General features: G+C 70.9%; 12 protein-coding genes. 1 reads left to right on the top strand and 11 read right to left on the bottom strand.

Going from position 1 to position 14,922, the window contains the following annotated elements:
* Nucleotides 1-3: 3 nt before the first annotated feature.
* The 5 genes from QE401_RS06075 to rpsB all read right to left on the bottom strand — a co-directional run bounded on the left by QE401_RS06075 (nt 4) and on the right by rpsB (nt 4,083).
* Nucleotides 4-777: an isoprenyl transferase gene (locus QE401_RS06075; RefSeq protein WP_373461422.1), complete on the bottom strand. Its 774-nt coding sequence runs from the start codon at nt 775-777 to the stop codon at nt 4-6.
* Nucleotides 778-785: 8 nt separating this feature from the next.
* Nucleotides 786-1,358: a ribosome recycling factor gene (gene frr, locus QE401_RS06070; RefSeq protein WP_271135556.1), complete on the bottom strand. Its 573-nt coding sequence runs from the start codon at nt 1,356-1,358 to the stop codon at nt 786-788.
* 18 nt (nt 1,359-1,376) lie between these two features.
* Nucleotides 1,377-2,096: a UMP kinase gene (pyrH, locus tag QE401_RS06065; protein ID WP_007002769.1), complete on the bottom strand. Its 720-nt coding sequence runs from the start codon at nt 2,094-2,096 to the stop codon at nt 1,377-1,379.
* A 235-nt stretch (nt 2,097-2,331) separates the two neighbouring features.
* Entirely contained in the window at nt 2,332-3,243 is a 912-nt protein-coding gene (gene tsf / locus QE401_RS06060) for a translation elongation factor Ts (protein ID WP_307137356.1), read from the bottom strand.
* A gap of 30 nt (nt 3,244-3,273) precedes the next feature.
* Nucleotides 3,274-4,083, bottom strand: a complete 810-nt coding sequence (gene rpsB / locus QE401_RS06055; protein ID WP_307137355.1) for a 30S ribosomal protein S2 — start codon at nt 4,081-4,083, stop codon at nt 3,274-3,276.
* A gap of 235 nt (nt 4,084-4,318) precedes the next feature.
* On the opposite strand from rpsB, the gene QE401_RS06050 reads away from it, so the two are divergent.
* A complete protein-coding gene (locus QE401_RS06050; RefSeq protein WP_307137354.1) occupies nt 4,319-4,825 on the top strand; it encodes a GNAT family N-acetyltransferase in 507 nt (168 codons plus the stop codon).
* 100 nt (nt 4,826-4,925) lie between these two features.
* Here the strand turns inward: QE401_RS06050 and QE401_RS06045 are convergent, their stop codons facing one another.
* The 6 genes from QE401_RS06045 to proS all read right to left on the bottom strand — a co-directional run bounded on the left by QE401_RS06045 (nt 4,926) and on the right by proS (nt 14,742).
* Nucleotides 4,926-7,016 (bottom strand): methyl-accepting chemotaxis protein, encoded by a 2,091-nt coding sequence (locus QE401_RS06045; protein ID WP_307137353.1) that lies wholly within the window; start codon nt 7,014-7,016, stop codon nt 4,926-4,928.
* A gap of 93 nt (nt 7,017-7,109) precedes the next feature.
* On the bottom strand, nt 7,110-10,553 hold the full coding sequence (dnaE, locus tag QE401_RS06040) for a DNA polymerase III subunit alpha (RefSeq protein WP_307137352.1): 3,444 nt from the start codon (nt 10,551-10,553) through the stop codon (nt 7,110-7,112).
* Between the two features lie 28 nt (nt 10,554-10,581).
* Nucleotides 10,582-11,496 carry an O-fucosyltransferase family protein gene (locus QE401_RS06035; protein ID WP_307137351.1) on the bottom strand — a complete coding sequence of 305 codons (915 nt, stop codon included), beginning with the start codon at nt 11,494-11,496 and terminating at the stop codon, nt 10,582-10,584.
* Nucleotides 11,489-12,169 (bottom strand): ABC transporter ATP-binding protein, encoded by a 681-nt coding sequence (locus QE401_RS06030; RefSeq protein ID WP_307137350.1) that lies wholly within the window; start codon nt 12,167-12,169, stop codon nt 11,489-11,491. Before QE401_RS06030 ends, QE401_RS06035 begins: the two co-directional genes overlap by 8 nt.
* Nucleotides 12,162-13,424 (bottom strand): lipoprotein-releasing ABC transporter permease subunit, encoded by a 1,263-nt coding sequence (locus QE401_RS06025; RefSeq protein ID WP_307137349.1) that lies wholly within the window; start codon nt 13,422-13,424, stop codon nt 12,162-12,164. Before QE401_RS06025 ends, QE401_RS06030 begins: the two co-directional genes overlap by 8 nt.
* A 7-nt stretch (nt 13,425-13,431) precedes the next feature.
* Nucleotides 13,432-14,742: a proline--tRNA ligase gene (proS, locus tag QE401_RS06020; protein ID WP_307137348.1), complete on the bottom strand. Its 1,311-nt coding sequence runs from the start codon at nt 14,740-14,742 to the stop codon at nt 13,432-13,434.
* Nucleotides 14,743-14,922 lie beyond the last annotated feature (180 nt).

The raw sequence follows: 14,922 nt of genomic DNA, 5'->3' as shown, positions 1-14,922 counted from the left end.
GGCTCAGGCCGCGCCGCTGCCGAAGCGGCGGCTGCGGCGGCGGAACTCGGCCAGGGCCTGGTCGAGATGCGCCGCCTCGAAATCCGGCCAGAGCACGTCGAGGAAGACGAACTCGGCATAGGCGGCCTGCCACAGCAGGAAGTTGGACAGGCGCTGCTCGCCCGAGGTGCGGATGATCAAATCCGGATCCGGCATGCCGGCGGTGGACAGCCGGGCGGCCAGCGCCGCCTCATCCACCGCCTCCGGCGCCAGCCTTCCGGCGGCGACCTCGGCGGCGAGCGACCGCGCCGCGGCGGCGATCTCCGCCCGCGCGCCATAGGAGAGCGCGACGGTCAGGTTCAGCCTTGTGTTGTGGGCGGTGGCGGCCTCGGCCTCCTCGATCGCGGCGACGGTGTCGGCGCCGAAGCGCTCGCGCTCGCCGATGACGCGCAGCCGCACGCCATTGCGGGCCAGCGTCGCGACCTCCAGCCGCAGATACAGGCGCAGCAGGCCGGTGAGGTCGCGCACCTCATCGGCCGAGCGCTGCCAGTTCTCCGAGGAGAAGGCGAAGAGGGTGAGCCAGCCGATCCCGGCATCGGCGGCGGCGCGCAGGGTGCGGCGCACCGCCTCCACCCCCGCCTTGTGGCCGAGGGCGCGCGGCAGGCCGCGCCCCTTCGCCCAGCGGCGGTTGCCGTCCATGATGAGGCCGACATGGACCGGGCCGGTTTCCGGCCCGGCAGGGGCGGGCATCGCCATTGCGGCGCCGGCCTGCGATTGGTTGAGGGGCGCCGCGCTCATGCTCGGGCTCAGACCGCCTTGATGTCCTTTTCCTTCTCGGCCAGCAGCTCATCGACCTTCTTGATCGTCTGGTCGGTCAGCTTCTGCACCTCGTCGGACCACTTCGCCGCGTCGTCCTTGCCGATCTCGGACTTCTTCTCCCAGCCCTTGATCGATTCCATGCCGTCGCGGCGCACGCCGCGCACCGCGACCTTGGCGGCCTCGGCATATTTGTGCGCCTGCTTGGCCAGCTCGTTGCGGCGCTCCTGCGTCAGCGGCGGCAGCGGCACGCGGATGGTCTGGCCCTCGGTCTGCGGGTTCAGGCCGAGGCCGGAATCGCGGATCGCGATCTCCACGGCCTTGGCGGCCGAGCGGTCCCAGACCTGCACGGCCAGCAGGCCGGGGCCGGCGACCGAGACATTGGCCACCTGGTTCAGCGGCTGGTTCGCGCCATAGACCTCGACGCGGATCGGCTCCAGCAGCGCGGGCGAGGCGCGGCCGGTGCGCAGGCCGGAGAATTCCTTCTTCAGCACCTCGAGCGCGCCATCCATGCGGCGCGAGAGATCCTGCTTGAGCGTGTTCAGATCGGCAGGTGCGGCCATGGCGCGGCCCTCCTTCTCTTACTGGTCCACGACCGTGGTGAAGCGCCCCTCGCCCTGCATCACGGCGGTGAAGGCGCCCGGCTCATGGATGTTGAAGACGATGATCGGCAGCTTGTTCTCGCGCGCCAGGCTGATCGCGGCGGCATCCATCACCGCCAGGTCGCGCGCCAGCATGTCGAGATAGGTCAGCGTCGTGTAGCGCTCGGCCTGCGGGTTCTTGCGCGGATCGGCCGAGTAGACACCATCCACCTGGGTGCCCTTGAACAGGGCGTCGCAGCGCATCTCGGCGGCGCGCAGCGCGGCCGCGGTGTCGGTGGTGAAGAAGGGGTTGCCCGAGCCCGCGGCGAAGATCACCACCCGCCCCTTCTCCATATGCCGCTCGGCGCGGCGGCGGATGAAGGGCTCGCAGACGCTGCTCATCGGGATGGCCGACTGCACCCGGGTCGGCACCTCGATCCGCTCCAGCGCGCTCTGCATCGCCAGCGCGTTCATCACGGTCGCCAGCATGCCCATGCTGTCGGCCTGGGCGCGGTCCATGCCGGAGGAGGCGCCGGCGACGCCGCGGAAGATGTTGCCGCCGCCCACCACCACGCAGACCTCGACGCCGAGATCCACCACGCCCTTGATGTCGGCGGCGATGGCGCGGACCGTCGCGGTGTCCAGCCCGTATTCCCGGCCGCCCATCAGAGCCTCGCCCGACAGCTTGAGCAGGACGCGCTTGTAGATCGGGGCGGGCATGGGCGTGGTTCCGGCGTCTGTTGGCGAAGCAGGGCGGGCGAGGCGGGGCACGATAGGCAGCGCCCCCGCCTGCGGCAAGGCCGCGACCGGCCGGAGGGTTGCACCGGCCGGGCAGGATCGCGGTCGGGCGCCCCCTCCCCCGCCGCCCGGACGGGCGGGGAGAAAGCGGCGCCCTTCAACCAAACGGGGGCACCGGCGCAGGCCGGCACCCCCGATCGGGTCTCTCAGCGCGGTCTCAGACCGTGCCGGCGGCGGCGGCGACCTCGGCGGCGAAGTCGCTGGTCTGCTTCTCGATGCCCTCGCCGAGCTGGAAGCGGGCGAAGCCGGTCAGCTTGGCGCCGGCCTTCTGCACCACGGCCTTCACGCGGCTCTCGCCGTCATGCACCCAGACCTGCTCCAGCAGCACCACTTCCTCGTAGTATTTGCGGACGCGGCCCTCGACCATCTTCTCGATGATGGCGTCCGGCTTGCCGGAGGCGCGGGCCTGCTCGCTCAGCACCGCCTTCTCGCGCTCGAGAGCGGAGGGGTCGACGGCGGAGACGTCCAGCGCCTCGGGGCGGGTCGCGGCGACATGCATGCCGATCTGGCGGCCCAGCGTCTCCAGCGCCTCGATCTCGGAGGCGGCTTCCAGCGCCACCAGCACGCCGATCTTGCCGAGGCCCGGCTTCACGGCGGAGTGGACATAGGAAGCCACGGCGCCCGAGGACACGCTGAAGCGCTTGGCGCGGCGGATCGTCATGTTCTCGCCGATGGTGGCGATCAGGCGGGTCAGCTCGTCCTGCACCGTGTGGGTGGTGCCCGGATAGGTGGCCGCCTTCAGCGCCTCGACATCCTCGCCCACCGAGAGCACCAGACCCGCGACCTCGGCCACGAAGTTCTGGAACAGCTCGTTGCGGGCGACGAAGTCGGTCTCGGCGTTCACCTCGACCATGCCGCCGACCTGCGGGCCGGTGGCGGTGCCGACCAGGCCCTCGGCGGCCACGCGGCCGGACTTCTTCGCCGCGGCGGCGAGGCCCTTCTTGCGCAGCCAGTCGATCGCCGCCTCGGCGTCGCCATTGTTCTCCACCAGGGCCTTCTTGCAGTCCATCATGCCCGCGCCGGTCTTCTCGCGCAGGTCGCGAACCATCGCGGCGGTGATTTCAGCCATGGAAATGCTCCTGTCTGCCGATCTGCGGTGTCAGGCCTGGGCCGCCGGGGCGGCGTCGCCGGCCTCGGCCGGGGCCTCGGCGGCCTCGACGGCGGCCAGCTCCTCGGCCGGCAGCTCCTCGACCGAGCCGAGATCGACGCCGGAGGCCTGCAGCTCGGCGCTGATGCCGTCGAACACGGCGGCGGCGACCATGTCGCAATACAGGTTGATGGCGCGGATGGCGTCGTCATTGCCCGGGATCGGGAAGGCCACGCCCTCGGGATCGGCGTTGGAGTCGACCACGGCGACCACCGGGATGCCGAGCTTGTTGGCCTCCTCGATCGCCAGCTTCTCCTTCACCACGTCGATGACGAAGATGATGTCCGGCAGGCCGCCCATCTCGCGGATGCCGCCCAGCGCGCGGTCGAGCTTCTCGCGCTCGCGCGTCAGCATCAGGACTTCCTTCTTGGTGAGGCCCTGGGTGTTGCCGCCGAGCTGCTCGTCCATCTGCTTCAGGCGCTTGATGGAGCCGGTGATGGTCTTCCAGTTGGTCAGCATGCCGCCGAGCCAACGGTGGTTCACATAGTACTGGCCGCAGCGGGTCGCGGCCTCGGCCACATACTCGGCCGCCGACTTCTTGGTGCCCACGAACAGCACGCGGCCGCCGCCGGCGACGACGTCACGGATGGCGCGCAGCGCGCGGTCCATCATCGGCACGGTCTGCTGCAGGTCCAGGATGTGCACCTGGTTGCGCACGCCGAAGATGTACGGCGCCATGCGCGGGTTCCAGCGGCGGGTGTGGTGGCCGAAATGGACACCGGCCTCGAGCAGCTGGCGCAGGGAAACTTCGGGCATCGCCATGGCGATCTTCCTTCAAAACACGTCCGGTTGGGCCTCCGCGGCGCTCACCCCCCTCTCGGGGGACCGGACCCGTTCATCCCGGGACGGGATGGAAGGGCGCACCGCGTGCGGATTTGCCCGCCCGGGGGACGTCCCGGGCCGGCGCGGCGGGATATAGAGGGCGGGGCCGCACCTGGCAAGGAATGGCTGGCCCCCCTTTGCCGGCGCCGCCCGGGCCGGCAGAGTGCGGCCCGCCATGACCCGCCTGATCCTCCGCCCCGCCCAGGCCAGCGACGCCGCCGCCCTGATCGAGGCCAATCGCGAGAGCCGCGCGCTGCACGCCCCCTGGGTCGAGCCCTTCACCGACCAGCCCGGCTTCGAGGCCTGGTTCCAGCGCCAGCTGACCGGCCCCAATCTCGGCCTGGTCGCCATCGAGGCGCGCACGGGCGGCATCGCCGGGGTGGTCAATCTGAACCAGATCGTCGGCGGCGCCTTCCAATCGGCCTTCCTGGGCTATTACGGCACGGCGCGCTTCGCCCGGCAGGGGCTGATGACCGAGGCGCTGCGCCTGGCCATCGCCCACGCCTTCGGCCCGCTCGGCCTGCACCGGCTGGAGGCCAATATCCAGCCGGGCAATGCCGCCTCCCGCGCCCTGGTGCAAAGGCTGGGCTTCCGTCTGGAAGGGTTTTCGCCGCGCTATCTCCGCATCGGCGGGCTGTGGCGGGACCATGAGCGCTGGGCGCTGCTGGCTGACGAGGACTGAAGCAAGAAAAGGCCAGGGGGAATGAATTCCCCCTGGACCCCCTTCCTTTCTTCCGTGCTGCCGCGGCCTGGTGGGGAGGCGGGGCGGCCCTGCCCCCGCCTCAGGCGGCGCGCACGCCCTGCAGGAAACGCTCCACCCGCTGGCGCAGCGCCCGGCTGGTGCCGGAGAGATCCTGCACCGCCTGGTCCATGACGCCGGAGGCGGAGCGGGTCTGCACGCTGCCCTCCGCCACCGAGGCGATGGAGCGCGTCACCTCCTGCGTGCCCTGGGCGGCCAGCTGCACGCTGCGGGAGATCTCCTGCGTCGCCACGCTCTGCTGCTCCACCGCCGCGGCGATGGCGGCGGCGGCGCCGTCGATGCTGGCAATGCCGGCGGCGATGGCCTGCATCGCCGCCACCGTGCCGGAGGTGGCGGACTGGATCTCCCCCACCAGCGTCGCGATGCCATCGGTGGCGCGGGCCGTCTCGCTGGCCAGATTCTTCACCTCGCCCGCCACCACGGCGAAGCCCTTGCCGGCCTCGCCGGCGCGCGCCGCCTCGATCGTCGCGTTCAGCGCCAGCAGATTGGTCTGGCCGGCGATGCTGCGGATCAGCCCGATCACCTCGCCGATGCGCTCGGCGGCGCTGCTCAGCGCCTGCACCGCGGCGCCGCTGCGCTCCGCCTCCTCCAGCACGCGCCGCGCCTCGGTGGCGGAGGCCTGGACGCGGCTGGCGATCTCGCGGATCGAGGCGCCCAGCTCCTCGGTCGCCGCCGCCACGGTGTTGACGCTCTCCGTCGCCGTGCCGGCCGAGCCGGCGGCATGGGCGGCCTCGCGCTCCGAGCCGCCGGCCTGCTGCTGCAGCGCCGCCGCGGTCTGCTCCAGCCGGCCGCCGGCCTGCTCCAGCGCCTGCAGCGCCTGCGCCACATCCCCCTCGAAATCCTGGCAGAGCCGGGCCACGGCGGCAGCGCGCTCGGCCTCCTGGCGCTGGCGGGCCTGCTCGGCGCCGCGCATCGCCTCGGCCTCGGCGGCGCCGCGGCGCTGCGCCTCCAGCGCCTCGCCCAGCTGGCGGAACTCGTCGCGCGCGGCGGGCACCGCCACCGGGGTCGCCAGGTCGCCGCCGGCGATGCGCTGCAGCGCCTGGCGCAGCTGGCCGACCGGCCGGGCCAGGCGGCGGCGCAGCAGCAGCAGCGCGACCAGCCCCAGCAGCAGCCCGGCGCCCAGCAGCGCCGCGAACAGCACGACATCCTGCAGCCCGTCGGCGCGCAGGGCGGCGGCATGCGCGCCGGCCTCCTGCAGCGCGGCCAGGCCGATGCCGACCAGCGGCGCATAGGGGACGGAGCAGCGCTCGCTCCAGGCGGTGGCGGACATCAGCGGCTGGCCGCCGGCGCCCTCCAGCCGGGCCAGGTTCTGGCCGATCCATTGCTGCGCGGTCTCGACCTCCGCCCGCGCCGTCTGCAGCGCGGCGCGCAGCGAGGCCGCGGCCTCGGGCCGGCGCAGCAGCCCGGTCAGCTGCTCCATGGCCAGGGCGTAGCGGGCGCGCAGCCGGCCCAGCTCGGTCTGCACGGCGGGCCCGGCCGGCCGGCCAGTCAGCATCGCCGCCCGCGTCGCGGTGCATTGCGCGCCATAGGCCGAGCGCGCCTCCCAGGCCATCTGCCGCACCGCCACCAGCTCGGCGAATTCGCCATCGGTCAGGCGCATCTCAGTGGCGAGGATCTCGCCCACATCGCCCAGCGCATCGGCCACGCCGCGCGCCGCCAGGATGCCGCGCGTGACCTGCGGCTGGTCGCGTCCGGCCAGCGGGCGCTCGGCCTGCTGGCGGGCCAGGGCGTAGCCCTCCTCCATCTCCTGCATCCGGGCGCGCACCGGGGCCAGGGCGGCGCGCTCGGCCTCCGGCCGGCCCGGGGCGGCCTCCAGCCGCGCCAGGGTCGCCAGCACCTCGGCCCGCGCCGCCTGGTAGCGGCGATCCATCTCGGCCCCCGGCCGCTCCTCCGCCTGGGCCAGGGTCAGCAGCTCCCCCGCCGTGCCGCGCAGCAGCTGCATGGCGTTGAACACCGCCCCGTCCAGCGCCGCCGTCTGCACCGCCCGCCCGGCCGCGCCATAGCGGCTGGCGGCGTCATGCAGCATCAGGGCGGAGAAGCCGAGGCTGGTGAGCAGCGGCACCGCGCAGATCAGGCCGATCAGCGTGACGATGGAGTGGCGCGAGACGGCCATGGCAGGTCGGGATCCGGCAATTGTCCGGCCGCCAGCCTCCCTCCTGGCGATGAAGAAAGGGTTCAGCCGCCGGCCTCACCCTTCCCGCGGCGCTCAGCCGGTCTGCACCTCGGCGATGCCGGGCACCACCTTCAGCGCCTGGGCCAGGCGCGGCGAGACATTCCAGGCGCCGGGCAGCACCACCTCCAGCTCCTGCCCCTCGCCCAGGCGGGGGATCAGGATGACGCGGCCGCGCCCCTGGCCCTCGCGCGCCAGCATCTCGCGGATCGGCTCGACGGCGGCGGCATCCTCGATCCAGAGGCGGACCTGCTGGCCGACGCCGCTCGCCGCCTTGTCCAGCTCCTCGATGCCCTGGGCGGTCAGGCGCAGCGTCTCGCCCTCCATCCGCGCCTCGCAGGTCACCAGCACGGCATTGCCCTCGCCCAGGATCGGGCGGGCGCGCAGCAGCACCTCGGAAAACAGCGTCACCTCGGTGCTGCCGCTGGAATCGGAAAGCTTCAGCCAGGCCATGCGGCTGCCGGTGCGGGTGGTGCGCTCCTTCGCATTCACCACCGTGCCGGCGATCTTCAGCACCGCCGCCCCGGCCTCGGCCCTGGCCTGGAGCTGGGCGATCGGCGTCACCCGCAGCTTCCTCAGCACCTCCTTGTAGGTGTCGAGCGGATGGGCGGAGAGGTGGAAACCCACCGCCTCGGCCTCCTGGGTCAGGCGCTCCAGCTCCGGCCAGTCCGGGACATTGGGCAGGCGCAGCGGCTCGGGCCGCGAATCGCCGCCGCCGAACAGGCCGATCTGGCTGGAATTGCGCTCCTCGGCCGAGGATTGGGCGCGGCGCAGCACCACCTCGGCCGCCATGGTCATGCGGGCGCGGTTCTTCTCCAGGCTGTCGAAGGCGCCGGCGCGGGCCAGATTCTCCAGCTGCATCTTGTTCAGCAGCTTCGGGTCCACCCGCCCGGCGAATTCGGCGATGGAGCGGAACGGCCCCTTCTCGTCGCGGGCGCGCACCATGTCCTTCATCGCCTGCATGCCGACGCGCTTCACCGCGGCGAGGGCGAAGCGGATCGCCTGGCGGCCATCCTCCAGGAACTCCACGCGGAAATCGGCGGCGGAGCGGTTGACGTCCGGCGGCAGCACCGGGATGCCGAGGCGCGAGGCCTCCTGCATGTGGTTGGCCAGCTTCTCGGTCTTGTCGAGGTCGAGCGTCATCGAGGCGGCCAGGAAGGCCACCGGGTAGTTCGCCTTCAGATAGGCGGTGTGATAGGCGACCAGGGCGTAGGCGGCGGCGTGCGACTTGTTGAAGCCGTATTCCGCGAATTTCTCCATCAGGTCGAAGATCTCGCCGGCCTTGCCCTCCGGCACGCCGTTCTTCACCGCGCCATCGACGAAGATTTTTCTCTGTGCCTCCATCTCGGAGCGGATCTTCTTGCCCATGGCGCGGCGCAGCAGGTCGGCGCCGCCGAGGCTGTAGCCAGCCACGTCCTGGCTGATCTGCATGACCTGCTCCTGGTAGACCAGGATGCCATAGGTCTCCTCGACCAGGTGGCGCATCGCCGGATGCACCGGCTCCCAGGCCTCGCCATGCTTGCGGGCGCAATAGGCCGGGATGTTCGCCATCGGGCCGGGGCGGTAGAGCGAGACGGCGGCGATCAGATCCTCGAACCGGTCGGGGCGCATCATGCGCAGGCATTCGCGCATGCCCTGGCCTTCGAACTGGAACACGCCGGCGGAATCGCCGCGCGCCAGCATCTCGTAGGTCCTGGCGTCGTCCAGCGGCAGGGCGGCGAGGTCGATGGTGATGCCCTGCTCGGCCAGGATCTCGACCGCGCGCTGCAGCACGGTCAGCGTCTTCAGGCCGAGGAAGTCGAACTTCACCAGCGAGGCATTTTCCACGTATTTCATGGAATACTGCGTCACCAGCATGTCGGAGCGCGGGTCGCGATACAGCGCCACCGTGTCGATCAGCGGCTTGCGGCCGATGACGACGCCGGCCGCGTGGGTCGAGGCGTTGCGGTACAGCCCCTCCAGCACCAGCGCGGTTTCCATCAGCCGGTCGACCATCTCATCGGCCTGGCGCATCTCCTGCAGCCGCGGCTCGCCATCGAGCGCCTGCTGCAGGGTGATCGGCTTGGCCGGGTTGAAGGGGATCAGCTCGGCGATCTTGTTGACCTGCCCATAGGGCATGCCCATGACGCGCCCGACATCGCGCACCACCGCCTTGGCCTGCAGCCGGCCGAAGGTGATGATCTGCGCGACGCGGTCCTCGCCATATTCGCGGCGCACATACTGGATCACCTCGTCGCGCCGGTCCTGGCAGAAATCGATGTCGAAATCCGGCATCGAGACGCGTTCGGGGTTCAGGAAGCGCTCGAAGAGCAGGCCGAAGCGCAAGGGATCGAGATCGGTGATCAGCAGCGCCCAGGCGGCCACCGAGCCGGCGCCCGAGCCGCGCCCCGGCCCCACCGGGATGCCCTGCTGCTTGGCCCATTGGATGAAATCGGCGACGATCAGGAAATAGCCCGAGAAGCCCATCTTCTCGATGATGTCGAGCTCGAATTCCAGCCGCGTGCGATAGGTCGGGCGCTCGGCCTCCGGCGTCGCCTGCGCGTCCAGCCGCGCTTCCAGCCCGCGCCTGGCCATGTCGCGCACCGTCTCGGCCTCGGTCATGCCGGGCTGCACCTTGGGGCAGATCGGCAGCTCGGGCTTGCGGTTCTCCGCCATGATGGCGCAGCGGCGGGCGATGGCCAGGGTGTTGTCGCAGGCCTCCGGCAGGTCCTTGAACAGGGCCCGCATCGCCTCGGCCGATTTGAAGTAATGCTCGGGTGTCACGCGGCGGCGATCGGGCTCGGCCAGCGTCCGCCCCTCGGCGATGCAGAGCAGCGCGTCATGCGCCTCATACATCTCCGACTTGGCGAAGTAGATGTCGTTGGCGGCGGCCAGCGGCAGGCCGGCGGCATCCGCCAGCGCCACCAGCGCCGGGTCCAGGGCGCGCTCGATCTCCAGCCCGTGGCGGGTCAGCTCCACCACCAGCCGGTCCCCGCCAAAGCTTTCCTTCAGCTCCTGCAGCAGGCGCAGCGCCGCGTCGCGGCGGCCTTCCAGCAGCAGCCGGCCGAGCGGGCCGGTGGTGCTGGGCCCGGTCAGCAGGGTGACACCGGCGGCGTGCTGCTTCAGCAGCTCCAGCGTGACGGTGGGGCGGCCGGAGGGGTCGTCGCGCAGGAAACCCTGGGAGGAGAGGCGCTGGACGTTCTCCAGCCCCTCGGCATCCATCGCCAGCGCCACCACCGGGTCGGGCGGCAGGCGCAGCACCTCGGCCCGGTCATCAGCGGCGCCGCGGCTGAGGAAGAGCTGGCAGCCCATGATCGGCTGCACCCCCTTGCCCGAGCAGGCCTTGGAGAATTCCAGCGCGCCGAACATGTTGGCCGTGTCGGTCAGGGCGACGGCGGGCATGCCGCCGGCCTTCGCCAGCTCGGCCAGCTTCTCCGCCTTGATGGCGCCCTCGGCCAGCGAATAGGCGGAATGGACATGCAGGTGGACGAAGCTGCCCATCGGGAAGTCTCCTGCGGGGCGCGGCCGCTCAGCCCGGCGGGGCGGCGGCCGGCTCCGGCCATTGGATGCCATGCACCAGCCCCGCGACATAGCGGGTGCTGACGCGCTTGCCGGCCTCCGCCCCCTCGATGGTCTGGCGCAGCTGCTCGGCCGAGCCGGTCCAGGCATCGGCGGGGAAGGCGTGGAAGCGGTAGCGCGGCTCGTCGACCGGGAAGAGGTCGAGCTCCGGCCGCCGCTTCGGGTGGAAGAAGCCGATCAGCGGCATGTGGATGGTCTGCGCCTCGGACAGCCAGCAGGCCAGCCAGGAGAAGGTGCTGACCGACATCACCACATGCCGGGCCGCGCGCAGCGTGGCGAAATCCGCCATCGCCCCGCGCGAGGCGTGGAACTCCGCCTGCGGGAAACGCGCCCGCAGCGCCTGGCTGTAGGGGTCGTCGGCCAGCTGGCCCATGAAGACCGGGCGCAGCTTCGTCTCGCGGATCAGCCGCTCATAGAAGGCCAGCGGCAGCGGGCGGTAATCCTTGTGCCGCCCGTCCAGGATCTCGGCGGCGCGCACATTGATCAGCAGCGCGTCGGGCGGCAGCCGCAGCGGCTCGGCGCCCTGGTCGCGGAACAGCGCCTTCGCGGCCTCGCGCGGCGGCAGCAGCTCCAGCCGGCAGGCCAGGCAATTGGTCTCGATGCCGCGCAGCAGGCCGAGCCGCACCAGCCGCTTCAGCCCGAGCAGGCTGGGCCGGTGCCCCTGGAGAAACACCGAGGGGCGCGGCAGCGCCACCTCCTCATGCGCGATGCCCCATTCCGGCACGCCATCGCCGGTCACCGGCACATGCAGCTCGGCGGCCAGGCGGTAGGCGAAGAGGCATTGGAACATGCGGTTGCCGAGGCCGCTGCTGGCCTTCAGCCGCACCACCACCGGCGGCGCTTCGGGCTTCGCCGCCTCAGGCATCGACCACGCGCCCGTCGCGCAGCGTCACCACCCGGTCCATGCGCCGGGCCAGTTCGGGATTGTGGGTGGCGATCAGCGCCGCCAGCCCGTCATGCCGCACCGCCTCCAAAAGCTCGCCAAAGACGATGTCGGAGGTGGCGACGTCGAGATTGCCGGTGGGCTCATCGGCCAGCAGCAGGCCGGGGCGGTTGGCCAATGCACGCGCGATGGCGACACGCTGCTGCTCGCCGCCCGAGAGCCGGCCCGGGCGGTGATGCGCGCGATGCGCCAGCCCGAAGCGGCCCAGCAGCTCGGCGGCGCGGGCGCTCGCCGGCTTCTCGGCCGTGCCGATCGCCATTTGCGGCATCACCACATTCTCGAGCGCGGTGAATTCCGGCAGCAGGTGGTGGAACTGGTAGACGAAGCCGATGGCGCGGCCGCGCAGCCCGCTGCGCGCCTCGTCCTTCAGCCCGCCGGTGGCCTGGCCGGCGATATGCACCTCGCCGCCATCGGGACGCTCCAGCAGCCCCGCCAGATGCAGCAGGGTGGATTTGCCGGTGCCCGAGGGCGCGACCAGGGCCACGATCTCCCCGGCATGCAGGCGGAGTTCCGCGCCGCGCAGCACGGGAAGCTCCCCGGCCTCGGTGCGGTAGCGGCGCTCGACATGGTCGAGATGCAGGCGAAGCTCACTCATTGCGCAGCGCCTCCACCGGATCGGTCTTCGCGGCGCGCCAGGAGGGGTAGAGGGTGGCCAGCAGCGACAGGCCGAGGCCCATCAGCACCACCTGCGTCACCTCCCCCGGATCGACCACCGCCGGCAGCCGGGTCAGGAAATACACTTCCGGGCTGAAGAGCTGCGTGCCGGTCAGCGATTGCAGCGCCTGGCGGATGTGCTCGATGTTGATGCAGAAGACCAGGCCGAGGGCGAAGCCGATGGTCGTGCCGAGCACGCCGATCGAGGTGCCGCAGAGCAGGAAGATCCGCATCACCGCGCCGCTGGTGGCGCCCATGGTGCGCAGGATGGCGATGTCGCGCCCCTTGTCCTTCACCAGCATGATCAGCGAGGAGACGATGTTGAAGGCGGCGACGATGATGATCAGCGTCAGGATCAGGAACATCACGTTCCGCTCCACCTGCACCGCCGCGAAGAAGGAGGAATTGGCCGCCTGCCAGTCCAGCACCCGCACCGGCAGGGGGGAGAGGCCGCGCACGATCTCCCGCGTCACCGCCCGCACATTGTCGGGGTCGTTGACGAAGACCTCGATCATCGAGGCGGCGTCGCGCAGCTGGAAATAGACCTGCGCCGCCGGCAGCGGCAGGAAGACATAGCCGCTGTCGTAATCGTTCATCCCGGCCTCGAACAGCGCCACGACCGTATAGGCCTTGAGCCGCGGCACGGTGCCGATGACGGTGCTGCGCCCCTGCGGCGAGACCAGGGTGAGCTTGGAACCGACGCCGATGCCGAGCTTCTGCGCCAGCCGCGTGCCGATCAGGATGGCATCATCCCCCTGGAAATTGTCCAGGCTGCCGGCGCGGATATTGCCGGCCAGCAGCGGCCGGGCGCGCAGATCCTCGGGCCTGATGCCGCGGGCGATGCCGCCGGTGGCGCCGCCGGCCTCGCTGGTCATCAGCACCTGGCCCTCGACGATCGGGGTGGCGCTGGCCACCCCCGCCATCTGCCGCACCCGCTCGGCGATCGAATCATAGTCGCGCAGCCCGCCGCCGGGGCCGGAGGCGGCGGCATGGATGCCGAGATGCCCGTTCAGCCCCAGGATGCGGCCCAGCAGCTCCTGCCGGAAGCCGTTCATCACGCTCATCACGATGATCAGCGTGGCGACGCCGAGCGCGATGCCCACCAGCGAGAAGGTGGCGATGACCGAGACGAAGCGCTCGCCCTTGCGCGCCCGCAGGTAGCGGAACGCCACCTTCCGCTCGAAGGCACCGAACATCAGCGGCCTACTTGCCCAGGATCTGCGCGAGCGCGGCCTCGATCGAGACCTCCTGCCGCTCGCCGGTGGCGCGGCGCTTCAGCTCGATCATGCCATTGGCGGCGCCGCGCGGGCCGATGATGGCCTGCCAGGGATAGCCGGCCAGGTCGGCATCGTTGAACTTCACCCCCGCCCGCTCGCCGCGATCGTCATAGACGGCATCGCCGCCGAGCGAGGCGTAGAGCTTTTCCGACAGCGCGTCGGTGGCCAGGTCACCGGGCTTCAGGTTCAGGATGGCGCAGCGGAAGGGCGCGACCGCATCCGGCCATTTGATGCCGGCATCATCGTGGTTGGCCTCGATCAGCGCGCCCAGCAGGCGGGAGACGCCGATGCCATAGCTGCCCATCTGCGGGATCAGCGGATTGCCATCCGGCCCGGCGACGGTGAGGCCCATCGACTTGGAATATTTCTCGCCGAAGTAGAAGATGTGGCCGACCTCGATGCCGCGGGCGGAAACTTGGTTCTCCGCGCCCAGCGCGTTCCAGGCGGCCTCGTCATGCATCTCGTCGGTGGCGGCGTAGCGGCTGGTCCAGAAATCGACGATCGGGTTCAGGTCGCCCTCGTAATCGGGCTTCTGGGCCAGAACGTCGAACTCCAGCAGGTCCTTGTGCAGATAGACCTGGCTCTCGCCGGTCTCGGCCAGGATGATGAATTCATGGGAGAGGTCGCCGCCGATCGGGCCGGTATCGGCGCGCATCGGGATGGCCTTCAGCCCCATCCGCGCGAAGGTGCGCAGATAGGCCACGAACATCTTCTTGTAGGAGAGCCGCGCCGCCTCGGCATCGATGTCGAAGGAATAGGCGTCCTTCATCAGGAATTCGCGGCCGCGCATCACGCCGAAGCGGGGGCGGATCTCGTCCCGGAACTTCCACTGGATGTGGTAGAGGTTGCGCGGCAGGTCGCGATAGGAGCGGGCGTAGCTCTTGAAGATGTCGGTGACCATTTCCTCGTTGGTCGGGCCGAACAGCATCTCCCGGTCGTGCCGGTCGGTGATGCGCAGCATCTCCTTGCCATAGTCGTCATAGCGGCCGGACTGCTTCCAGAGCTCGGCGCTCTGGATGGTCGGCATCAGGATCTCCTGGGCGCCGGCGGCGTCCTGCTCCTCGCGCACGATCTGGCTGACCTTCTGCAGCACGCGCAGGCCGAGCGGCAGCCAGGCATAGATGCCCGCCGAGGTCTGGCGGATCATGCCGGCCCGCAGCATCAGCTTGTGCGAGGCGATGGCGGCCTCGGCGGGGACTTCTTTCAGGGTGGGCAGGAAGGCGCGGGAGAGGCGCAAGGGTTCAGCTCCGGTCGGACTACGGCGCGCGGAAGGTAGAGGCGCGCGCGGCGTTATGCCAGGGGCCGCGGCGCGCGGCGCCCTTTGCGTCGCCGATCCATGCCGCAGCGCAGCAAAAATGCGCAAAAGCTTATGGAAACGCACAATTCGGAAAGAATTCTGGACCGGTCCCGCCGATTT

Source organism: Pseudoroseomonas cervicalis (assembly GCF_030818485.1).
Lineage (GTDB): Bacteria > Pseudomonadota > Alphaproteobacteria > Acetobacterales > Acetobacteraceae > Pseudoroseomonas > Pseudoroseomonas cervicalis_A.
The sequence above is the reverse complement of the archived record's forward strand: the minus strand, read 5'-3'. Positions and strand labels throughout refer to the sequence as shown.

Coding starts and splice junctions, on each gene's coding strand:
- QE401_RS06075 (WP_373461422.1), bottom strand. CDS start 777: ATGAGCGCGGCGCCCCTCAACCAATCGCAGGCCGGCGCCGCAATGGCG.
- frr (WP_271135556.1), bottom strand. CDS start 1,358: ATGGCCGCACCTGCCGATCTGAACACGCTCAAGCAGGATCTCTCGCGC.
- pyrH (WP_007002769.1), bottom strand. CDS start 2,096: ATGCCCGCCCCGATCTACAAGCGCGTCCTGCTCAAGCTGTCGGGCGAG.
- tsf (WP_307137356.1), bottom strand. CDS start 3,243: ATGGCTGAAATCACCGCCGCGATGGTTCGCGACCTGCGCGAGAAGACC.
- rpsB (WP_307137355.1), bottom strand. CDS start 4,083: ATGGCGATGCCCGAAGTTTCCCTGCGCCAGCTGCTCGAGGCCGGTGTC.
- QE401_RS06050 (WP_307137354.1), top strand. CDS start 4,319: ATGACCCGCCTGATCCTCCGCCCCGCCCAGGCCAGCGACGCCGCCGCC.
- QE401_RS06045 (WP_307137353.1), bottom strand. CDS start 7,016: ATGGCCGTCTCGCGCCACTCCATCGTCACGCTGATCGGCCTGATCTGC.
- dnaE (WP_307137352.1), bottom strand. CDS start 10,553: ATGGGCAGCTTCGTCCACCTGCATGTCCATTCCGCCTATTCGCTGGCC.
- QE401_RS06035 (WP_307137351.1), bottom strand. CDS start 11,496: ATGCCTGAGGCGGCGAAGCCCGAAGCGCCGCCGGTGGTGGTGCGGCTG.
- QE401_RS06030 (WP_307137350.1), bottom strand. CDS start 12,169: ATGAGTGAGCTTCGCCTGCATCTCGACCATGTCGAGCGCCGCTACCGC.
- QE401_RS06025 (WP_307137349.1), bottom strand. CDS start 13,424: ATGTTCGGTGCCTTCGAGCGGAAGGTGGCGTTCCGCTACCTGCGGGCG.